The 21892-nt window shown below is 59.0% G+C and carries 18 protein-coding genes and 2 riboswitches; of the genes, 14 read left to right on the top strand and 4 right to left on the bottom strand.

Annotated features, from left to right (window positions below; all coding sequences use genetic code 11):
- The first annotated feature begins 183 nt into the window (after window positions 1-183).
- Window positions 184-429 (top strand): hypothetical protein, encoded by a 246-nt coding sequence (locus tag CFB10_RS09830; RefSeq protein WP_020010799.1) that lies wholly within the window; start codon window positions 184-186, stop codon window positions 427-429.
- A gap of 95 nt (window positions 430-524) precedes the next feature.
- Here the strand turns inward: CFB10_RS09830 and CFB10_RS09825 are convergent, their stop codons facing one another.
- Window positions 525-2291, bottom strand: a complete 1767-nt coding sequence (locus CFB10_RS09825) for a glucan ABC transporter ATP-binding protein/ permease (RefSeq protein WP_026363748.1) — start codon at window positions 2289-2291, stop codon at window positions 525-527.
- A 337-nt stretch (window positions 2292-2628) separates the two neighbouring features.
- On the opposite strand from CFB10_RS09825, the gene CFB10_RS09820 reads away from it, so the two are divergent.
- The 6 genes from CFB10_RS09820 (at window position 2629) to CFB10_RS09795 (ending at window position 11166) form a co-directional block, all read left to right on the top strand.
- Window positions 2629-3366 (top strand): LuxR family transcriptional regulator, encoded by a 738-nt coding sequence (locus CFB10_RS09820; RefSeq protein ID WP_020010801.1) that lies wholly within the window; start codon window positions 2629-2631, stop codon window positions 3364-3366.
- 106 nt (window positions 3367-3472) lie between these two features.
- Window positions 3473-6934 (top strand): pyruvate carboxylase, encoded by a 3462-nt coding sequence (gene pyc / locus CFB10_RS09815; RefSeq protein ID WP_020010802.1) that lies wholly within the window; start codon window positions 3473-3475, stop codon window positions 6932-6934.
- Window positions 6935-7062: 128 nt separating this feature from the next.
- Window positions 7063-7863 carry a DeoR/GlpR family DNA-binding transcription regulator gene (locus CFB10_RS09810; protein ID WP_020010803.1) on the top strand — a complete coding sequence of 267 codons (801 nt, stop codon included), beginning with the start codon at window positions 7063-7065 and terminating at the stop codon, window positions 7861-7863.
- Window positions 7864-7875: 12 nt separating this feature from the next.
- Complete coding sequence (locus tag CFB10_RS09805) at window positions 7876-9066, top strand: MFS transporter (protein WP_026363749.1); 1191 nt, start codon at window positions 7876-7878, stop codon at window positions 9064-9066.
- Between the two features lie 120 nt (window positions 9067-9186).
- The gene (gene ispG, locus CFB10_RS09800; protein ID WP_020010805.1) at window positions 9187-10437 is read left to right on the top strand and encodes a flavodoxin-dependent (E)-4-hydroxy-3-methylbut-2-enyl-diphosphate synthase; all 1251 of its coding nucleotides are present in this window, start codon (window positions 9187-9189) and stop codon (window positions 10435-10437) included.
- 66 nt (window positions 10438-10503) lie between these two features.
- Window positions 10504-11166, top strand: a complete 663-nt coding sequence (locus CFB10_RS09795) for an OmpA family protein (protein ID WP_003505133.1) — start codon at window positions 10504-10506, stop codon at window positions 11164-11166.
- Window positions 11167-11198: 32 nt separating this feature from the next.
- On the opposite strand, the gene CFB10_RS09790 is transcribed toward CFB10_RS09795, so the two are convergent.
- A complete protein-coding gene (locus CFB10_RS09790) occupies window positions 11199-12113 on the bottom strand; it encodes a polyprenyl synthetase family protein (RefSeq protein WP_026363750.1) in 915 nt (304 codons plus the stop codon).
- A gap of 137 nt (window positions 12114-12250) precedes the next feature.
- Here CFB10_RS09790 and mtgA point away from each other — a divergent pair, with 137 nt between their 5' ends.
- Entirely contained in the window at window positions 12251-12997 is a 747-nt protein-coding gene (gene mtgA, locus CFB10_RS09785) for a monofunctional biosynthetic peptidoglycan transglycosylase (RefSeq protein ID WP_020010807.1), read from the top strand.
- 15 nt (window positions 12998-13012) lie between these two features.
- Here mtgA and CFB10_RS09780 read toward each other — a convergent pair whose 3' ends face one another.
- Window positions 13013-14032, bottom strand: coding sequence for an aldose epimerase family protein (locus CFB10_RS09780; RefSeq protein ID WP_020010808.1), 1020 nt, complete (start codon window positions 14030-14032; stop codon window positions 13013-13015).
- 75 nt (window positions 14033-14107) lie between these two features.
- A complete protein-coding gene (gene metA, locus CFB10_RS09775) occupies window positions 14108-15034 on the bottom strand; it encodes a homoserine O-succinyltransferase (protein ID WP_003505125.1) in 927 nt (308 codons plus the stop codon).
- A gap of 83 nt (window positions 15035-15117) precedes the next feature.
- Window positions 15118-15194: riboswitch (SAM riboswitch) on the bottom strand.
- Window positions 15195-15284: 90 nt separating this feature from the next.
- Here metA and CFB10_RS09770 point away from each other — a divergent pair.
- The 6 genes from CFB10_RS09770 to CFB10_RS09745 all read left to right on the top strand — a co-directional run bounded on the left by CFB10_RS09770 (window position 15285) and on the right by CFB10_RS09745 (window position 21823).
- Window positions 15285-15938: a thiamine diphosphokinase gene (locus CFB10_RS09770; protein ID WP_020010809.1), complete on the top strand. Its 654-nt coding sequence runs from the start codon at window positions 15285-15287 to the stop codon at window positions 15936-15938.
- Between the two features lie 4 nt (window positions 15939-15942).
- Window positions 15943-17769 (top strand): ABC-F family ATP-binding cassette domain-containing protein, encoded by a 1827-nt coding sequence (locus tag CFB10_RS09765; RefSeq protein ID WP_026363751.1) that lies wholly within the window; start codon window positions 15943-15945, stop codon window positions 17767-17769.
- A 96-nt stretch (window positions 17770-17865) separates the two neighbouring features.
- Window positions 17866-18258, top strand: a complete 393-nt coding sequence (locus CFB10_RS09760; protein ID WP_026363752.1) for a VOC family protein — start codon at window positions 17866-17868, stop codon at window positions 18256-18258.
- A gap of 45 nt (window positions 18259-18303) precedes the next feature.
- A riboswitch (TPP riboswitch) is annotated at window positions 18304-18414 on the top strand.
- Between the two features lie 37 nt (window positions 18415-18451).
- The gene (gene thiB / locus CFB10_RS09755; protein ID WP_026363753.1) at window positions 18452-19465 is read left to right on the top strand and encodes a thiamine ABC transporter substrate binding subunit; all 1014 of its coding nucleotides are present in this window, start codon (window positions 18452-18454) and stop codon (window positions 19463-19465) included.
- A gap of 19 nt (window positions 19466-19484) precedes the next feature.
- Window positions 19485-21110 carry a thiamine/thiamine pyrophosphate ABC transporter permease ThiP gene (gene thiP / locus CFB10_RS09750; protein WP_020010813.1) on the top strand — a complete coding sequence of 542 codons (1626 nt, stop codon included), beginning with the start codon at window positions 19485-19487 and terminating at the stop codon, window positions 21108-21110.
- Complete coding sequence (locus CFB10_RS09745; protein ID WP_020010814.1) at window positions 21107-21823, top strand: ATP-binding cassette domain-containing protein; 717 nt, start codon at window positions 21107-21109, stop codon at window positions 21821-21823. Before thiP ends, CFB10_RS09745 begins: the two co-directional genes overlap by 4 nt.
- Window positions 21824-21892: the final 69 nt, after the last annotated feature.

Below are 21892 nucleotides of genomic sequence, written 5' to 3'. Positions count from 1 at the left end.
CCTGGTTGTCCGGTCCGACCGGTTGTCAATCTTTTCAGGCAGCAGTTGTGAGTGATCAATTACTAAAAACAGGTAACGGCAGGAATCCGTCGTGTATGGTCGGTTTCAGGAATAGCACGCAGGAATCTTGATTGGTCTCCGCGTGTTTCGCGATATTCCCGGTCGCTCGGAAAGGGAGTTACCTTGCAATTCACCACCTCTTTCACAGAACCTGCGCTGTTGGTGTTGCTCGCCATTCTTTCCCTGGCGTTGTCGTGTTGGTTGGCGCGCTACCCACGGAAGACGAGTGTCGGAATAACGCTTGGCGTGGTGCTCGGAGTTTTCCTGACTAATCTCGCCGCAGCTATGGTTGCCTTTCTGGGAAATGTCATCCCATTCGGGCAGATCGATTTTTGGCTGGCAGGTTCCTTGACCGAAATTCTCCGATAGGAGACCCGTGATCTGGCGCCGCCGTCGGGAAGCGGGCAAAGAAAAAGGGCGGACAACATGCTGTCCGCCCTGTCTTCATTCTGTCAGCCAAACACTCAGGAAGCTATGGCCTTTGGCCGGGGTTGCTGGCCTTCATCTTCCGTCAGCAGGCCGCTGGTGCGCAGCAGCGAGGTGAAGCGTCCGCCGCGCTGGCTCAGTTCATCGAAAGTACCCTTTTCGATGATCCGGCCCTGATCGAGGAAGAGGACGAGATCGGCATCGCGGACCGTGGAAAGGCGGTGGGCGATGATGAAGGTCGTACGGTTCTTTCTCAGCGCGTCGACCGCGGCCTTCACGCGGGCTTCCGTTTCCACGTCCAGCGCACTGGTCGCTTCGTCCAGAACCAGAATGGGAGCGTTCTTCAGGATGGCGCGCGCAATGGCGATGCGCTGGCGCTCGCCGCCGGACAGGCGGTTGCCGCGTTCACCGACCTGGGTCAGATAGCCATTGATGCGGCTGTCGATGAAATCCGTTGCCGCCGCTGCCGCCGCTGCTTCCATCACTTCCGCATCGGTTGCCGATTCACGGCCGAGGCGGATGTTTTCGCGGATGGAGCGGTTCAGCAGCCCGGCGTCCTGAAATACTGTGGCGATGGAATTGCGGAGCGAATTTTTCGTCACCGTCGAAATATCGGTGCCATCGATCAGGATCTGGCCTGAATCGGGATCGTAGACGCGCTGCAGAAGGTTGATGAGCGTTGTCTTGCCGGCGCCCGTCGGACCGACGATCGCAACGGTCTCGCCGGCCTTCGCCGTGAACGAGACGTCATGAACGCCCTGCTTGGTGTTGGCGAAACCGAAATTGATGTGGCGGAATTCCACGGTGCCGGAGACATTCGACAATTCGCGGGCGTCGCCCGGCTCTTCCCGTTCCTTGACGGAATCCTCCAGAACGAAGAAATCCTCGAGCTTGGCGCGGGCTTCGAAAATTTGCGTCACAAATTGCCGCATCTGATCCAGCCGGCCAATCAGGAGATTGGCAAAACCGATGAAGGCGATGACGTCGCCGACGCGCAATTCGCCGTTCTTGACCAGAACGGTACCGATGACGAGGATGATCATCATCGAAACAGTGGAGGCCGTGCGGTTCAGAGCACTCGCGAAAGCCCACCAGTCAAGCACCGGATATTGTGCGCTCAAGAGTTTTTCAGTGAAGGATTTCAGCGCCTTCGTTTCAGCCTCGATGCGGTTGTAGCTGTGCAGCACCGACACGTTGCTGATGGAATCGCTGACATGGGCAAAAACGCTGTGATAGTGCTCCTCTACCGAAGCCTGGCCATCCTTGGTGCGGCCCATCACCCACTTGCCGATGAACCAGTAGACGATACCGAGGCCAATCAGAACGAAACTGAGGCGCATGTCCATGGACATGGCGGTCGGCACAAGCAGCACCAGCGCGACGAAAGTGGCCAGATGCGTGCGCATGAATTCGAGCCAGAGGCCAAACAGCGTTTCGCTGGCGCGCAGGAGTGTGTGCAGGGCGTTCGACGTGCCGCGCTGATGGTGCCAGGAGAGCGGCATGGAGATGATGCGCCCAAAGGCTTCCGTCAGCAGCGAAGCGCGCCGGCCATGGGCCAGCCGGTCGGCCTCGCGGGCGACCGCGACATAAGCGACGGTGTTGAAGACGCCAAAACCCGCCCACAGAATGAGAATGGGCGTGACATTGGTACCGGAAGAGATGGCGTCAATGATCCGGCCGAACAGTACGGGTTCGGCGATGGTGATCGCTGCAAGAATGACGTTGGCAATGACGACAACCGTCACACGCCATTTATGAACGGTCAGATAGCGCAGAGCGCGTGTGTAAACCTGAAACAAGGTCAAATTTTCAATCCAGTCCGGGCGTCTTTTCAAGCGGTTTATTGTTCGGCCTCAACGCCATGCTACTTTAGCAAGGTTGCATGAGACGGCGAATTTTGTGTAATTATCGCTCTTTCTGTCTGAATGGCGGCTTAACAGATTGCCCGCCCGTGCGAACCGAAAAAACAAACCCGATGTTTCCCGGGGCCTGCCGTCACAAGATTTCGCATCTTCGTTTCAGGGATTGCTAACGACGATATGTTCAATCTCTACCGACCGGCGCCCGAGTAACATGACGTCATCGCGGGACCATGTCCTTCGTGTCATTCCCTTCAAGCCAAGCTCCGGACCCCGTGTCTTTATGCATGATATTCTTCACTTCATCTCAGCGTGTTACCAGGCGGGAAGCGCCGACCGCGTTCGTTCCGAATTTGCAACGCTCATTCGCGAATACGGTTTCGAATATTTTCTCGTCAGCAGGCGAATGACCGGGGAGATCGCCTCCAGTGGACACATTCTCGCGCAGCATCTGCCCGAAGGCTGGCTGGAGGTCTACAGGGCCAAGAAATACAATCTCGTTGATCCCGTCCGCAAGGTGATCGGCATGGTGCACAAGCCGTTTCAATGGAAGGAAGCGCTTGAGGGCCTGCCGCGTGCGATGCATCGCAAAAGGGCGAGCGTCTTTTTCCACGATGCCGGACGTTACGGTCTCAAGGGCGGTTATGCCTTTCCCGTGCACGGTCGCGCCGGATTCATCGGTGCGGTCTTCATTGGTGGCCAGGATCGGCAATTGCCCTCCCTGCAGGTGGAGCTGCTTGATGCCGCCACGCGCGCCGTGTTCTGGCGCCTGCTCGATCTTTCCGGGCAGGCTCAGGGCTTCAGCAATGCCCCTGACGTTTCCGCTCTCGAGCTTACGAGGCGCGAAATGGAGGTGCTGACGCTGATGGCAGACGGCATGACGTCAACGGAAATCGGACGTCAGCTATCGATCTCCAACCACACGGTTGACTGGTATATCAACGGGATCCAGCGCCGTTTCAGCGCCAAGAACCGGCAGCACACCGTAGCGCTTGCTTTTCGTCATGGATTGCTGAGCTAGCGCAAACAGGACAGTTCTCGCCGGAATTGCCCTTTCCAAGACCGGGTTTTGCTGCTTAATTCCGCAGTGCAGCAGAAATTTTGTTTTGGCGTGTGGGGAGACCGTCTTGAAGATATCGAAAATACTTGTTGCCAACCGTTCCGAAATTGCGATCCGCGTTTTCCGGGCAGCGAATGAGCTTGGGATTAAAACCGTTGCGATTTGGGCGGAAGAGGACAAGCTGTCTTTGCACCGCTTCAAGGCGGACGAATCCTATCAGGTTGGCCGAGGGCCGCATCTCGCCAAGGACATGGGGCCGATCGAGAGCTATCTTTCGATCGAGGAGGTTATCCGCGTGGCCAAGCTCTCCGGAGCAGACGCGATCCATCCCGGTTACGGTCTCCTGTCTGAAAGTCCCGAATTCGTGGAGGCCTGCAACAAGGCCGGCATCACCTTCATCGGACCGACGGCGGATACGATGCGCCAGCTTGGCAACAAGGTCGCCGCCCGCAATCTGGCGATCTCTGTTGATGTCCCCGTTGTTCCCGCCACCAATCCACTGCCTGACGATATAGCGGAAGTGGAGCGCATGGCCGAAGAAATCGGCTATCCCGTGATGCTCAAGGCCTCCTGGGGAGGCGGGGGTCGCGGCATGCGCGCCATCCGCAAGAAGGAGGACCTCGCCCGCGAGGTGACGGAAGCCAAGCGCGAGGCGAAAGCCGCCTTCGGCAAGGACGAAGTCTATCTCGAAAAGCTTGTCGAGCGTGCGCGTCACGTCGAAAGCCAGATTCTCGGTGATACGCATGGCAATGTCGTGCATCTGTTCGAGCGTGATTGTTCGATCCAGCGGCGCAATCAAAAAGTCGTCGAGCGTGCGCCTGCGCCCTATCTGTCTGAAGCGCAGCGCCAGGAACTGGCCGCCTATTCCCTGAAGATCGCCGCCGCGACCAATTATATCGGCGCCGGCACGGTTGAATATCTGATGGATGCCGATACCGGCAAATTTTATTTCATCGAGGTCAATCCGCGTATTCAGGTGGAGCATACCGTCACCGAAGTCGTGACCGGTATCGATATCGTCAAGGCGCAGATTCATATTCTCGAAGGCGCTGCCATCGGGACGGCGGAATCCGGCGTTCCGCGCCAGGAGGACATCCGCCTCAATGGCCACGCGCTACAGTGCCGCATCACGACCGAAGACCCGGAACATAATTTCATTCCGGACTATGGCCGTATCACCGCCTACCGTTCCGCTTCGGGCTTCGGCATTCGTCTGGACGGCGGCACTTCCTATACTGGCGCCGTCATCACCCGCTATTACGATCCACTGCTTGTGAAGGTGACGGCCTGGGCGCCGCGACCGGATGAGGCGATCAACCGCATGGACCGCGCGCTGCGCGAATTCCGTATCCGCGGCGTTGCCACCAACCTCACTTTCCTCGAAGCCATCATCGGTCACGACAGTTTCCGCAACAATACCTATACGACCCGCTTCATTGATTCGACGCCGGAGCTCTTCGCACAGGTCAAGCGTCAGGACCGCGCCACCAAGCTCCTGACCTATCTCGCCGACGTGACCGTTAACGGCCACCCGGAAACCAAGGGTCGTGCCAAGCCTTCCGAAAAGGCGGCAAAGCCCATCGTACCTTACATCGATGCGCCGACGCCTGATGGCACAAAGCAGCTGCTGGACAAGCTTGGCCCCAAGGGCTTTGCGGACTGGATGCGCAATGAAAAGCGCGTGCTGGTCACCGATACGACCATGCGTGACGGACACCAGTCGCTTCTGGCTACTCGCGTTCGCACCCATGACATCGCCCATGTCGCAAGTGTTTACGCCAAGGCGCTGCCGCAGCTTCTATCGCTGGAATGCTGGGGTGGTGCGACGTTCGACGTTTCCATGCGCTTCCTCACCGAAGATCCGTGGGAGCGTCTGGCGCTTATCCGCGAAGGCGCGCCGAATTTGCTGCTGCAGATGCTGCTGCGTGGCGCAAACGGCGTCGGATACAAGAATTACCCTGATAATGTCGTGAAATATTTCGTCCGTCAGGCAGCAAAGGGCGGGGTTGATCTTTTCCGCGTCTTCGACTGCCTGAACTGGGTGGAGAATATGCGCGTCTCGATGGATGCGATTGCCGAGGAGAACAAGCTCTGCGAGGCGACCATCTGCTATACGGGCGATATTCTGAATTCAGCGCGTCCGAAATACGACCTGAAATATTACACCAATCTTGCAAAGGAACTGGAGCAGGCCGGCGCGCATATCATTGCCGTCAAGGACATGGCGGGCCTCCTGAAGCCGGCTGCCGCCAAGGTTCTCTTCAAGGCGCTGCGCGAAGAAACGGGTCTGCCCATCCATTTTCACACCCACGATACCTCGGGCATTTCCGCCGCGACGGTTCTTGCAGCCGTTGATGCCGGCGTCGACGCCGTGGATGCTGCGATGGACGCCTTTTCCGGCAATACGTCGCAGCCTTGCCTCGGCTCGATCGTGGAGGCGCTGGCCGGGTCTGAACGCGATACGGGTCTCGATACCGAATGGATCCGCCGCATTTCCTTCTATTGGGAGGCCGTCCGTAACCAGTATGCGGCTTTCGAAAGTGATCTCAAGGGGCCGGCTTCGGAAGTATATCTGCACGAGATGCCGGGCGGCCAGTTCACCAATCTCAAGGAACAGGCGCGGTCGCTGGGTCTGGAGAGCCGCTGGCACGAGGTGGCGCAGGCCTATGCCGACGCCAACCGCATGTTTGGTGATATCGTCAAGGTGACGCCGTCCTCCAAGGTCGTCGGTGACATGGCGCTGATGATGGTCAGTCAGGATCTGACGGTGGCTGACGTCGAAAACCCCGATCGTGAAGTGTCTTTCCCGGAATCGGTTGTTTCGATGCTGAAGGGCGATCTCGGACAGTCGCCAGGCGGCTGGCCCGCAGCCCTGCAGAAAAAGGCGCTGAAGGGTGAAGCACCCTATACGGTTCGTCCGGGTTCGCTGTTGGCGGATGCCGATCTCGATGCGGAGCGGAAGGTGATCGAGACCAAGCTGGAGCGCAAGGTCGACGACTTCGAATTTGCATCCTATCTGATGTATCCGAAGGTGTTCACCGATTTTGCGCTCACCGCCGAGACATACGGCCCCGTTTCCGTGCTGCCCACCCATGCCTATTTCTACGGCATGGAGGATGGCGAGGAGCTGTTTGCCGATATCGAGCGCGGCAAGACGCTTGTCATCGTCAATCAGGCCTCGTCCGGCATTGATGACAAGGGCATGGTGACGGTGTTCTTCGAGATCAACGGCCAGCCGCGCCGCATCAAGGTGCCGGATCGCGCCCATGGTGCTTCAGGCTCCGCCGTGCGCCGCAAGGCCGAACCGGGCAATGCTGTCCATATCGGCGCGCCGATGCCGGGCGTGATCAGCCGGGTCTTCGTCAATCAGGGTCAGGAGGTCAAGGCCGGTGACGTGCTGCTCTCCATCGAAGCCATGAAGATGGAAACCGCGCTTCACGCCGAACGCGACGGCAAGATCGCGGAAGTTCTGGTGCGCCCTGGCGACCAGATCGACGCGAAGGATCTGCTGATCGCCTACGCCGAATAAAAGCCGTTCGAATCTCTGATTACACAGCCAAACGCCCGCCTTTTTGACGGGCGTTTTTTATTGCGCTTCGATTGAAACTCGAATATGCATGTTCGTGCACGTTTATTCCTGTTTATGCATGAGTCTCCATGAGTGATCATTTCGTCAGCGAGCGGCAGGCGCTTATCCTCGCGCAGCTACGGCAAAGCGGCCGTGTGCTGGCGCAGGATCTTGCGCAGAATTTCGGCGTTTCCGAAGACACGGTGCGTCGCGACCTGCGTGAGATGGCGGCCCGCGGGGAATGCCTGCGGGTTTATGGCGGGGCTCTGCTTTCCGACAGCAAGACGGTGCCGCTGAAGACGCGCATTGCCGAGGATGCGGACCGCAAGGCCATGCTGGCGCGCGCCGCTGTCCCGCTGCTTGAACCGGGCATGGTCGTCTTCATCGATGCCGGCTCCACCAATCTCGCTATCGCGCGCGCTATCCCTGCCGGTCTCAACCTGACAGTGGTGACGAATACGCCGGCCATTGCCGCCGAACTGACGGGGCGGGCCGATATCGATCTGGTGCTGATCGGTGGCAAGGTCGATCCGGCCGTTGGTGCTGCGATCGACGCCATGGCGCTTCGGCAGCTCGAACTGATGCGGCCCGATCTTTGCGTTCTCGGTGTCTGCGGCGTTGCGGCCGAGGCGGGTCTGTCAGCGGATGTCTTCGAAGATGCGGTGTTCAAACGGCTCGCCTGCAGCGCCAGCCAACGGATCGTCGCAGCGATTACCACGGAAAAGCTCGGCCATAGGGCTGCTTTTCACGTGCATGATTTTTCCCCGCCTCTTTCCCTCGTGCTGGAACAGGATGCCGACCGCGCATTGGTCGAGGCGCTGTCGGCAAAGGGCGTACAGGTTCATTGCGGCGACGATGACGCCGCTCAATTTTCTCATGGTCAAGTCTGAAGGATATTGCCGATGAATGGCCCAACGTCATTTTCGCCGACGGCTGTACGCTCGTCCTATCTGACCCGGCACAGGTTGGGCGTTTCCCTGCTGTTCTTGATGAACGGCTTCATGATGGGATCATGGGCGCCCAAGATTCCGGAGTTTGCAGCGCGCCTGTCCCTCAGTGAGAGCGCGCTTGGCCTCATCATTCTGGTCTTCGGCATCGGCTCGCTGGTTTTCATGCCCATTGCCGGTTCGCAGATCGCCCGTTTCGGCTCGCGTACGGTCAGCCTCGTCACCGCCGCTATATTTTTGCCGACGCTGCTTTTCATTTCCTGGGCCGGCACGGTGTGGGCGGGGGTGATCGCGGTATTTCTGTTCGGCGGGCTGACGGGGGCGATGGATGTCGCCATGAACGCCAATGCCGTGGCGGTGGAACGGGATATGCGCCGCGCCATCATGTCGTCGTGCCATGCCTTCTGGAGCCTCGGAGGCCTGATCGGAGCCGGACTTGGCGGTTACCTCATCACCGCAATCGGCGTGCAGGGGCATGCCATCGCGCTGACGGTCATCGCGTTCGTATTGCTGGTCATTGCATGGCCGCGCGTCCTTGCTGATCGTCCGCATCCTGAGGAGGAACGCCCGAAAGGCGGTCTACCGCTGACGCCGCTGCCGTGGATCATCGGCCTGATGGCGCTGTTCTCGATGATTCCGGAAGGCGCGATCCTCGATTGGGGCGCACTTTATCTGCGCAATGAGCTCGGAGCCTCCGTGTCCCAATCCGGTTTCGCCTTTGCGGCCTTCTCCATGACCATGGCCGTCATGCGTTTTGCCGGCGATCTGGTGCGTGACCGCTTCGGCGCCGTGACGACCCTGCGCTTTTGCTCAGCCATGTCGATTATCGGTCTTCTCATTGCCGGTCTGGCGGAAAATTCCACTATTGCGATTATCGGTTTTGCGATTGCCGGTATCGGTATCTCCAACATGGTGCCGATTGCCTTTTCCGCCGCCGGCAACATGCCGGGACTGGCGCCGGGCATTGGTCTTTCCGTGGTCACCACCATGGGTTATTCCGGCATTCTGGTGGCGCCGTCGGCCATCGGCTTTATCGCGGAACATACCGGTCTTGCCAGCGTCTTCCTTTTCCTGCCGTTGCTGCATGTGGTGGTTTTGCTACTTTCACGGCTAGCCCGGCACGCGGATGGTGCGGGCAAGGAATAGGCGTCTCGAATTTTGCCATGATTGCGGTAAAGTAGAAGCTCCAACGCGTTGGGTGTTGACAAGCAGGCCCCCTTGTTTCACCTCAATTGCCAGACCTTGCCGCAAGCTCCAGAGACCGCCATGACGTCACATGCCGATTACGATCCGAAGCCCCGCCGCGCATCCGTCGCCGTAGACGTGGGCGGCGTCATCGTCGGTGGCGGTGCGCCCGTCGTCGTACAGTCGATGACCAACACCGATACGGCTGACATCGACGCCACCGTGCAGCAGGTGGCGGCGCTTTTCCGTGCCGGTTCGGAAATCGTGCGCATCACCGTCGACCGTGACGAGAGTGCGGCCGCCGTACCGAAAATTCGCGAACGATTGCTGCGTCTTGGGCTTGATGTGCCGCTTGTGGGCGATTTCCACTATATCGGTCACAAGCTTCTCGCCGATCACCCTGCCTGTGCCGAGGCGCTGGCCAAATACCGCATCAATCCAGGCAATGTCGGCTTCAAGGACAAGAAGGACAAGCAGTTCGGCGAGATCGTGGAAATGGCGATCCGTTACGACAAGCCGGTGCGAATCGGCGTCAACTGGGGATCGCTCGATCAGGAATTGCTGACGACCCTGATGGACAAGAACAAGGAGCAGGGCTTCCCTCTCTCCGCTCGTCAGGTCACGCGCGAGGCGATCGTGCAGTCGGCGTTGATTTCCGCCGAGCTTGCCGAAGAGATCGGCCTGCCACGAAACCGCATCATCCTGTCGGCCAAGGTCAGCCAGGTGCAGGACCTCATCGCCGTTTATTCGATGCTGTCGGAACGCTCCGACCACGCCCTGCATCTCGGTCTCACCGAAGCGGGCATGGGCTCGAAGGGCATCGTCGCTTCATCCGCCGCCATGGGTTACGTGTTGCAGCATGGTATTGGCGATACGATCCGCGTTTCGCTGACGCCGGAGCCGAATGGCGACCGCACCCGCGAGGTGCAGGTGGCGCAGGAATTGCTGCAGGTCATGGGTTTCCGTCAGTTCATTCCGGTCGTTGCGGCATGTCCCGGCTGCGGGCGCACCACGTCCACCGTCTTCCAGGAACTTGCCCAGAATATCCAGAACGATATTCGCAAGAACATGCCGATCTGGCGTGAGAAATATCCTGGTGTCGAGGCGCTCAATGTCGCCGTCATGGGTTGCATCGTTAATGGCCCCGGTGAAAGCAAACATGCCGATATCGGCATTTCGTTACCCGGAACCGGCGAAAGCCCCGCAGCGCCCGTCTTCATCGACGGAGAGAAGGCGCTGACCCTTCGTGGCCCCAATATCGCCGCCGATTTTGAAGCGCTTGTGATCGATTACATCGAAAAGCGTTTTGGCCGGAAAGATGCGGCGGAGTAAAGAGTACCGTGAAAAGGCCGGAATTCCACTGTCATACCTCCTGAACCTCTCGGAGCATCAAAACACATGATCAAAAAAATCGCGATCGTCGCCCTTTGCGGGACCTATCTTTCCGCCTGCACCACCACCGATCCCTATACGGGTGAGCAGAAGATGTCGAACACCGCCGGCGGTGCCGGCATCGGCGCCGTGGTCGGTGCTCTGGGTGGTCTGGCTGTCGGCGGTTCGCCGACCGGTCGCCGCAATGCCGCGCTTATCGGCGCGGGCATCGGCGCGCTCGCCGGCGGCGCTATCGGCAATTACATGGATGGTCAGGAAGCCGAGCTTCGCGCCCAGCTTCAGGGAACGGGTGTTTCGGTTACTCGCCGCGGCGACAGCATCGTTCTCAACATGCCGTCGAACATCACCTTCGCGACGGACCAGGATCAGGTCATTCCGCCATTCTACCCGACGCTCGATTCTGTCGCCATTGTGCTGAACAAGTTCAACCGCACGCTCATCGACATCAACGGCCACACCGATTCCACCGGCAGCCTGCAGCATAACCAGGCGCTTTCCGAGCGTCGCGCCGCATCGGTTGCGAATTATATCGGCGCGCGCGGCGTCGACCAGCGCCGTATTTCGACGCTCGGCTTCGGCCCGTCGCAGCCGATCGCCTCGAATGCAACGTCTGACGGTCGCGCCCAGAACCGTCGCGTCGAAGTGCTGATTTCGCCGCTCAAGGGCTGATTGGATGATGGGAAGCTGAGAGGAGAACCGGCTCAGCTTTTCCGTTCAGCGATGAATCTTGCGGCCGCGATGAGAATCGCGGCCTTTTCGCCATAGGGAGCCAGCAGTTCCGCAGCTTCCGCCACCTGCTCCTGCAGCTTGCGGCGCGCCCAGTCTTCGCCGCGCAATGCCACGAGCGTTCCCTTGCCGCGCGCGGCATCCTTGCCGGTCGCCTTGCCCATGGTGGCGGCGTCGGCCGTCAAATCCAGAAGATCGTCGGCAAGCTGGAAGGCGAGGCCGATCTTTTCGCCGAAGTGACGCAACCTTTGCCTTTCGGAAACATCGCTTCCGGCGATGATTGCGCCCGCTTCGCAGGCAAAACGCAGCAGTGCGCCAGTTTTCATAGCTTGCAATGTAATGACGCCGGCCTCATCCGGCGCTGTCTTTTCAGCAGCGAGATCGAGGGCCTGGCCGCCGGCCATGCCGCCGATGCCCGCTGCGCGGGCAAGCGAAAGCACGAGCGCGGCCTTGCGTTCGGCCGCGAGCGGATTTTCGTCCGAGGCGATGATATCAAAGGCAAGCGTCAGCAGGCTGTCGCCGGCGAGAATGGCGGTCGCCTCATCAAATTTGCGATGCACCGTCGGCTGGCCGCGGCGCAGGTCATCGTCATCCATGGCGGGCAGATCGTCATGAACAAGCGAATAACAATGGAGGCATTCCAGCGCGGCGCCGACATAAAGGGCGGCTTCGGCATTTCCGCCCGTAAGGGCGGCACTTTCGATGACGAGGAAGGGCCGCAGGCGTTTGCCGCCGTTCAGCACGCCATGGCGCATGGCGTCGAGCAGGTTTTGCGGGCGCGTGATCTCGTCTGCGCGTGCTTCGCCGGAAAGCAGGCGGCCAAGCAGGGCTTCGGTTTTAGCCGCGTTTTCGCGCAGCTTCGTTTCGAAATTTGTCATCGCAGCGTCCATGCCGCGCTCTTTGGCATGCCGCGCGAATGCAGGCAAACCTTTTCGTGATTCCAGAGGCGCAACTATTTGACCGGACTCGCCTTGAAGGCGGCAATGGACTATGAAAGGCTTCAACTGGTGCGGGGCTTTGACGAATATTGAGCAGTACGCCTGAAAGCGACGCAGATTACGCCGTGCTGGCGGAAGACCGGAGCAGTCCGAAGGTGGATTTTCGCACGTTGGCAAAGCGCATCATCATGACCTTGCTGGCTTTGCTGATCCTGCCCTATCTGCTGATCCCGGTCTATGCACTGCCGTTTTTCCGTCCGGTCTCGACGCTGATGCTCGCCGATCTGGTGACCTTTCAGGGTTATGACAGACGCTGGGTGCCGCTCGAGGATATTTCCCCGCGCCTTGTTCAATCGGTGATGATGTCCGAGGACGGGCAATTCTGTTTCCATGGCGGCGTGGACTGGAACCAGATGCAGTCCGTGGTCAGCAATGCGCTCGACGGGGCCTCCACCCGTGGCGCGAGCACCATTCCGATGCAGACGGCCAAGAACCTGTTCCTCTGGAACGGCCGCTCTTTCCTGCGCAAGGGGCTGGAATTGCCGCTGGCGATCGCCGCCGATTTCGTCTGGTCCAAAAAACGGATGATGGAGATTTATCTCAACGTTGCCGAATGGGGACCTGGCATCTACGGCATTGAGGCCGCAGCACAGCACCATTTCAAGGTGCCGGCCGCAAAGCTCAGTTCCCGCCAGGCGGCGCTGCTGGCTGTTTCACTACCTAATCCCATCGACCGCGTCGCCAGCAAGCCGGGACGCGGATTGCAACGGCTTGCCGGCCTTATCGAGCGTCGCGCTCGCGCCTCCGGCGGCTATGTCGGCTGCGTGCTGGACTGACCCTAGCGCGCTGGTTCAGCCTTTCTTGAAAATATAGTCGGTTTCCTGACGCAGCGTTTCGCCCGGCCGCAGGATTGCATGCGGAAAATCCGGGTGATTGACGGCGTCTGGCCAAATCTGCGTTTCCAGGCAGAAACCCGCAAAGGGGCCGTAGTGACGGCCATCGAGGCCGGGAACCGGGACGTCCAGTTTAAAGGCCGAATAAAGCTGTACACCGGGTTCGGTGGTGTGAACCTCAAGAGCGATATCGGAGGCTGGCGAATAGGCGCGGGCGACCTTGCGCTTGGCGCGACGCTCGGGCGAGAGGCAGAAATTATGGTCGTAAAGGACCTGCTCGCCATTCTCCTTGCGCCGCATCGGTGTCGGCTGGCGCAGATCGAAGACGGTGCCCTCGACGGAGCGGATTTCGCCCGTCGGTATCTGCTTGTCGTTGGTGGGCAGGTAGAAGTCAGCTGCGATGCTGATCTCATGCCCCAATGCTGTATCTGCCCCATCGAGATTGAAATAGGAATGCTGGCAGACATTGGCGATGGTCGGCTTGTCGGTCACCGTTTCATAGACCACCGAAAGCACACCGCCGTCGAAGATCGTATAGGTGGCCGTGACCGTGCAATTGCCGGGATAACCGGCGCGGCCATCGGGATCGATGATCTGCAGAACCGCATGGCTTTCGCCATGTTCCATCAGCATCCAGTTGCGTTTGCCCATGCCGTCGCTGCCGCCATGCAGATGGGTTACGCCCTTTTCGTTCAGCTCCAGCTGGTATTCGTGCCCGTCGATCGAGAACCGGCCGTCACCGATACGGTTGGCGTTGCGGCCGGGGGTGGCGCCGAAATAGGAGGAATATTTGTAATCCTCGAACTTGTCGAAGCCGAGCACGAGTGCCGGCTGGTGGCCCTCAAGGCGCAGATCCTGGATGACGGCGCCCCAGGTGATGACCTTGGCCGTCAGCCAGCCTTTCGAGATGGTGACGCGTTCGACTTTTTCGCCGGTCGCCGTGAAACCGAAATTCTCCCGTGCCGCCGTGTCGCTCATCTCGTCATTCTCCCTGGTGTCGCGAATTGCCGGGCGGACGTTGCGTCATTTTCCGGCAATTCGCAATCCCGCAATTTACGCGGCCAGTTGCCCGATGGCTTCGAGATCATAGGGTGTCGTCTGGTATATCTCGTTGATCCAGTTGCCGAAAAACAGATGGGCATGGCTGCGCCAGCGGTTGAGCGGGGCAAGTTCCGGGTCATTGTGCGGAAAATAATCATGCGGCAGCTTGATTGGCACGCCGGCATTCGCGTCCCGGAAATACTCATCCGAAAGCGACGTCGAATCATATTCGACATGGTTGAACATATAGAGCCGGTTGCCCTCCTTCTCATGCACCAGACAAACGCCCATTTCCTCTGACTCCATCAGGATTTCGAGTCTCGGATGTTTTTCGATATCGGCGCGGCGTACTTCAGTCCAGCGCGAGACAGGAACCTGGAAATCATCCGAAAAGCCGTTCAGGTAGATCGACGAGGGGCAAAGATTGCGGTGACGATAGACCCCGAAAGCCTTTTCCTTCAGTTCGTGCTTCGGCACGCCATGGAAATGATAGATGGCGGCCATCGCCCCCCAGCAGACATTCAGCGTCGAATGGACATTGGTCTGCGTCCATTCGAAAATCTTCTGCATTTCGTTCCAGTAGGTCACGTCTTCATAGGCCAGCGTCTCCACGGGGGCGCCGGTAATGATGAAACCATCAAACTTGCGGTGGCGCACTTCCTCCCACGTCTCGTAGAAGGACAGGAGATGTTCTTCCGGCGTGTTCTTGGCTCTATGGCCGCCGATCCGCACCAGCGACAGCTCCACCTGCAGCGGCGAGGCGCCGACAAGGCGCGCCATCTGGATTTCCGTCTTGATCTTGTTCGGCATGAGGTTGAGAAGCCCGATCTGGAGCGGGCGGATATCCTGCCGGATGGCCGCCGTTTCGGTCATGACCCGCACGCCCTCATGAACGAGGGTCTCAAAGGCGGGAAGCGTATCGGGAATCTTGATCGGCATGTCGAACTCTCTTTTCCGGATCACGTAAAGAACGTTGCGAAAACAAAAAAACCGGCAGCGAAATCGCGACCGGTCCCAGGAAATTGCCTTTTTCCTCGACCCTTTAGCGACTTCTTTAAAGTGGCTGCAAGCCGGTCGGCAAATCACCACTGAGGCGTTTCATAATCCCGAAGCCGGCGAAAATCAATATAGGCTGATTTCATCGGGGTTTCGGCTTTCCATTTTCGACCGAGGTGCGGTAAGGCAGGGCATGGATAAAGAGCGTTTCACCATTCTGCTTGGCGGCGATGTCACGGTGACCGATCGTCTGAAGTCAGCGGTCGCGGATAGCCGTGTGATTGCGGCCGATGGCGGCATGCGCCATGCCGTGCCGCTTGGCCTCAAGCCGGAGCTGTGGGTCGGGGATTTCGATTCCGCCAGCAAAGAGTTGCTGGATGCCTGGCCTGATGTGGTGCGGCAGCCTTACCCTGCCGCAAAGGCGGTGACGGATGGCGAGATCGCGGTATCGGAAGCTCTCTCCCGTGGAGCGCATTCGCTGGTGCTTGTCGGTGCGCTTGGAGGCGAGAGAAGCGACCATGCACTGCAGCACCTTCTTTACGCGGTGGCGCTGGCCGAACGTGGTATCGACGTTACGCTGACGTCAGGTGAAGAAGAGGCCCGGCCGCTGCTTCCCGGTTTGCTGGATGTCGATCTGCCGCCCGCTTCGCTGTTTTCTGTTGCCGGATTTACCGCCCTTGCGGGGCTTGATATCGGCAATGTGCGTTATCCGCTGAAGGATTTCGCGCTTGCTTTCGGCTCCTCCCGCACTATTTCCAATGTCGCGAATGGCGGCCCCGTGCATTTCTCGCTGAAAAGCGGAAAAGCCATCGTGCTCGCCCGCCCTTATGATCTGACCGGAGCCTGACGCCTTGGCACCCCCAATTTTGAAACTCGATGACATCAAGCTGACCTTCGGTGTGACCCCGCTGCTCGATGGCGCCAATCTCCAGGTAGAGCCGGGCGATCGCATCTGCCTTGTCGGGCGCAACGGTTCGGGCAAGTCGACGCTGATGAAGATCGCTGCGGGTCTCGTTGAAGCGCAGTCGGGTGAGGTTTTCCGGCATCCGTCCGCGACCATCCGTTATCTGGAACAGGCGCCGGACTTCAACGGTTACGACACCGTGCAGGCCTATGCCGAGGCTGGGCTTGGACCCGGCGACGATCCCTATCGCGTCACCTATCTTCTTGAGCATCTCGGCCTCACGGGGCAGGAACATCCGGCAAGCCTTTCCGGCGGTGAGGCGCGACGTGCGGCCCTTGCCCGCGTGATGGCGCCGGAACCTGATATCCTGATGCTGGACGAACCCACCAACCATCTGGATCTGCCGACCATCGAATGGCTTGAGAGCGAGTTGCAGCAGACGCGCAGCGCGCTGGTGTTGATTTCGCACGACCGCCGTTTTCTCGAAAAAGTCTCGACTTCGACCGTCTGGCTCGATCGTGGCCAGTCCCGCCGTCTCAATCGCGGCTTTGCCCATTTCGAGGAATGGCGCGACAAGGTGCTGGAAGAGGAAGAGCTGGAGCAGCACAAGCTCGGCAAGGCCATCGAACGCGAAGAACACTGGATGCGCTATGGCGTGACCGCGAGGCGCAAGCGCAACATGCGCCGCGTTGGTGAGCTTCAGGCCATGCGTGCGGAATATCGCGGCCACAAGGGGCCGCAGGGCACGGTGCAGGCGACCGTGACCGAAGGGCGTGAATCCGGCAAGCTGGTCATCGAGGCCGAGGCCATCACCAAGGCCTACGGCGAGCGCGTGATCGTCGCGCCGTTTTCGCTGCGTGTCCATCGCGGGGATTGCATCGGTTTCGTCGGTCCAAATGGCGCCGGTAAAACCACACTTCTGAAGATGCTTACCGGCCAGCTTGAGCCTGATAGCGGTACGGTGAAGCTCGGCACCAATCTGGAGATCGCGACGCTCGACCAGAAACGCGAGGATCTCAATCCCAACGATACGCTCGCGCATTATCTGACCGATGGCCGCGGCGAAAACCTGCTGGTCAACGGCGAATTGAAGCATGTGACGGGCTACATGAAAGATTTCCTGTTCCAGCCGGAACAGGCCCGCACGCCGATCCGCAATCTTTCCGGCGGCGAGCGCGCGCGCCTTATTCTGGCGCGCATTCTGGCGCGGCCGACCAATCTTCTGATCCTCGACGAGCCGACCAACGATCTCGATATCGAAACGCTTGATCTTTTGCAGGAAATCGTCGCTGGCTTTTCCGGCACGGTCATTCTCGTCAGCCACGACCGTGATTTTCTCGATCGCACCGTCACCTCCACCATCGCCCCCGTCAATCCGGACCAGCCGGATGGACGATGGATCGAATATGCCGGTGGCTATTCGGACATGATGGCGCAGCGCAAGGGTGCTGCGGAAGAAAAACGCAAGGCTGAGAAGCAGGAAAAAGCGAAGGCCGCACCTTCGGCCTCCACGTCGCAGGATCCTTCAAAGGCCAAGGGCAAGCTTTCCTTCAAGCAGAAATTCGCGCTTGAAAATCTTCCCAAGGAGATGGAAAAGGCGCAAAGCGAAATCGCAAAACGCGAGCAGCGCATGGCTGACCCTCAACTCTTCACCAAGGATCCGGCCGCCTTCAATACGCTGGCGCAGGAAATGACGAAGCTGCGCGAAAAGCTGGAGACCATGGAAGAGGAATGGCTGGAGCTGGAGATGTTGCGCGAGGAACTGGAGGGCTGAAGGCGGTAGGCCCCTCGTTTGATCGACCTTCCTTCGGTCTTTGACAGAAAAGCGGAATTGCCGTTCTATGCCGGTTCGTTTGGAGGAGTTGTGAAAATGCGTATGATTTTCGTCAATCTGCCGGTCAAGAATATCGAGACATCAAGAAGCTTCTTCACGGCTCTCGGTTTCAGCTTCAATCCGGAATATTCCGATGACCGCACGCTCTGCATGATCGTGGAAGAAAACATCTTCGTGATGCTTCTTCAGGAAGGGCGTTTCCGCGATTTCATCAATGGCGACATCGCCGATGCGACGCGCACCACCGAGGTTCTGACCTGTCTCACGGCGGGAAGCCGCGACGAAATCGACCGGATGATTGCAACCGCACTCGCGTCAGGTGGCAGTGGCTGGAAACCGGTTCAGGACCACGGCTTCATGTATGCCGGCAGCTTTCAGGATCCCGACGGGCACGTCTGGGAACTGGTGCATATGACGGCGCAGGGTTGACCCCGGCCATCTTGCCAAGCAGGGACGACGGGACTACACCATCATCTTGATCTAACGGGGTGTCTTTTGTGCTTGCGTGCAAAAGGCTGAGAGGCTTGCCAACCCGAAGAACCTGATCCGGTTCATACCGGCGGAGGGATTAGACGGCTTCAAGGCAGGCGGCTATTTCCCTTTTTGTTTTGAGGAGATACCCGTGCGCCGTCGTCTTTTCCTGAATTCCCTTGTTGTCGCTTCGCTGTTCCTGCCCGGTCTTGCCGCCGCGCAGGACAAACAGGAACTGACCGTCTACACCTATGAGAGTTTCGTTTCCGAATGGGGTCCCGGTCCCAAGGTAAAAGAAGCCTTCGAGAAGGTTTGTGGATGCACGCTGAATTTCGTTGGCGTGGCCGATGGTGTCGCACTTCTCAACCGTCTGAAGCTCGAAGGCGCGGGGTCCAAGGCGGATGTGGTCGTTGGTCTCGACACCAATCTTGTCGCAGAGGCGAAACAGACCGGTCTTTTTGATGTCAGCGGCATCGATGCCTCGGCGGCCAAGGTGCCGGGAGGTTACGGGGACGATGTTTTCGTGCCTTACGACTACGGGCATTTCGCCGTCATCTATGACACGCAGACGGTGAAAAACCCGCCGACCAGCCTGAAGGACCTCGTGGAAGGCGATCCCTCGCAGAAGATCGCCATTCAGGACCCGCGCACGTCCACGCCGGGACTTGGCCTGCTGCTCTGGGTAAAGTCGGTTTATGGCGATAAGGCCCCGGAAGCCTGGGAAAAGCTCAGAAAGCGCATCCTCACCGTCACGCCGGGCTGGTCGGAATCCTATGGCCTTTTCACCAAGGGGGAGGTGCCGATGGTGCTCTCCTACACCACCTCGCCCGCTTATCACATGGTCTCGGAAAAGACAGACCGTTATCAGGCCGCAGCTTTTTCTGAAGGGCACTATATCCAGATCGAAGTGTCCGGCCTTCTCAAAAACGCGCCGCACAAGGAGCTGGCAAAGCAGTTCCTCGCTTTCACGCTGACATCAGGTTTTCAGGACGCCATTCCGGAAAACAACTGGATGATGCCGGTTGCGGCAACCTCCAATCCCCTGCCGGAGGCGTTTTCCAAACTCGTGGTACCGCAGAAGACTTTCCTGATGGATCCGGAAGAGGTGGCGAAGAACCGCAAGGCGTGGATTGACGAATGGCTTGCGGCCATGAGCATGAATTGAGGAAGAGGCACGCCCGCGCATGATGCTGCGTCGCGATTATCGGCGGTCGATCATTTTCGGAACGGTGGCTTTTGCCGCCGTTTCCCTGTTCATGGCGCTCGCCGTTGCAGCTCTCCTTTCTTTTGATGCGGGCGCGTCCGCTGCCGGTATCATGGATGCCTATACGCTACGCATCCTGCGTTTCACGCTTTATCAGGCAACGCTTTCCACCCTTCTTTCCATTGTTCTCGGCCTGCCGGTGGCGCTGGCGCTTTGCCGGCGACGCGAGTTTCCGGGAAGGATCTGGATCGTCAGGCTGATGGCGGTGCCGATGGGCTTGCCCGTCATCGTTGGCGCTTTCGGCATCATCACCATTTGGGGCAGGCAGGGTGTTTTGAATACGGCCCTTGTTTTTGCCGGTGCGGATGAACCTTTCAGCATTTACGGCCTTTCCGGCATTCTCATCGCCCATGTGTTTTTCAATCTGCCGCTTTCGGTCCGGCTGATGCTGGCCGGGCTTGAACGTATTCCGGGCGAATATTGGCGCATGGCGGCAAGCCTCGGGATGGGGCCAGTCTCGATTTTCCGTTTTATCGAGTGGCCGGCGGTTGCGCGGCTCGTTCCCGGCATTGCCGGGCTTGTCTTCATGCTGTGCGCCAGCAGCTTCACGCTCGTGCTTCTTTTAGGCGGCGGGCCGGCAGCCACGACACTGGAGGTGGCGATTTATCAGGCGCTGCGGTTCGATTTCGATCCGCAGCGGGCGATTGCGCTTTCGGTTTTGCAGATTGCCCTCACCGCAATTCTGCTTGGTCTTCTCGCCTTTTTGCCGTCGCCCGAAGCGGAAATCCCTTCGCTTGGTCGTTCCCTTCGCCGTTTCGATGGCAAGGGGATAGGCGCGCGTCTGTGGGATGGGGCGGCAATTGTTTTCGCGATTCTGCTGATCGGCCTGCCGCTTGTCGCCATAGCTGTCTCGGGTTTGAGTGCCGATCTGCCGCGCCTTCTGTCCGCGCCGATTTTCCTGCGTGCGGCGGCGACCAGCCTTGCAATCGCCGCGCTCTCCGCAGCCCTTGTCGTGTTCTGCTGCATGGCGATCATCGGTGCAAGGCAGGCGGTGGGCTCCAGACGGCAGGCGGGGCAGCCCCTGCGCTTCCTCTCCGCCATGCTTGGGGCGGGGTCTTCGCTGGTGCTTTTGGTGCCGCCTGTCGTGTTGGGAAGCGGGTGGTTCCTGTTATTGCGGGTTTTCGGCAATGTCAGCTTCTATGCGCCCGTTCTCGTGGCGCTTATCAACATGCTGATGGCTCTGCCGCTTGCCATGCGGGTACTGGAGCCGGCCTTCACCAGTCATTTTTTGCGCACCGGCCGGCTTTCCGCCAGTCTCGGGCTTCAGGGCTTGACGCGGTTGTGGTTTGCCGATCTTCCGGTTCTGTGGCGGCCTCTGGCTATGGCGTTTTCCTTCGCCATGGCCCTGTCGCTCGGCGATTTAGGCGCGGTTGCCCTGTTCGGCTCGGAGAATTTCGTCACCCTGCCATGGCTGGTTTATAGCAATATGGGCAGCTATCGCACCAATGATGCCGCTGGTTATGCCTTTCTTCTCGGCATCGTCTGCCTGCTGCTTGCCGCAGGCGGCGTTTCACGGCAATCCCAATCAGCAAGGGCGAGCATATGACAGGCGATGATTTTGCCGTTGAACTGGACAAGGTCGGGCTGCGGCTGGGAACACAGGATTTCGAGCTTGATTGCACATTCCCGCAAGGCCGCATAACCGCTGTCGTCGGAGCCTCGGGTTCGGGGAAGTCGACACTTCTCAATCTCGTCGCGGGTTTCGAGGCGCCGGATTCCGGCCGCGTGATGATCCACGGGCAGGACATGACGGCGCTCGATCCTTCGGAAAGACCGGTCTCATCAATCTTCCAGGATAATAATCTTTTCGCTCATCTCGATATCTTCACCAATATCGCTCTCGGTGTGAGCCCCGGGCTGAAATTGCGGGTGGAAGACCGACAAGAGATTGAGATGGCCCTCGTCCGTGTCGGTCTTGCGGGTTTCGACAAACGCTTGCCGGGCACGCTTTCCGGTGGAGAAAGACAGAGGGCGGCGCTGGCGCGCGCGCTGGTCAGAAAAAAACCTGTCATGTTGCTCGACGAACCTTTTGCAGCACTCGATCCGGGATTGCGGGCGGGCATGACCTCCCTGCTTCTCGACTTGCACGCCGAAACAAAAAACACGGTGATTATTGTCACCCACCATCCCGAAGACATAAAGAAGCTGGCGCAGCGGGTGGTGTTTCTTGAACGCGGCCGTGTTGTCTATACCGGTTCGACCGCAGATTTCTTCGCCACACAAAATGTGAAGGCGGTCGACAGTTTTCTGAACGGGTGATCGCCTTATTTTCGACGCGTGCCGCTGGCAATCGCTTTAGATGACTTCAATGGCGCTAATTTGCACTTG

The sequence above is a fragment of the Agrobacterium sp. 719_389 genome, from assembly GCF_900188475.1.
Lineage (GTDB): Bacteria > Pseudomonadota > Alphaproteobacteria > Rhizobiales > Rhizobiaceae > Agrobacterium > Agrobacterium radiobacter.
Note: the sequence above shows the minus strand (reverse complement) of the source record. Positions and strands in the feature narration are given on the sequence as shown.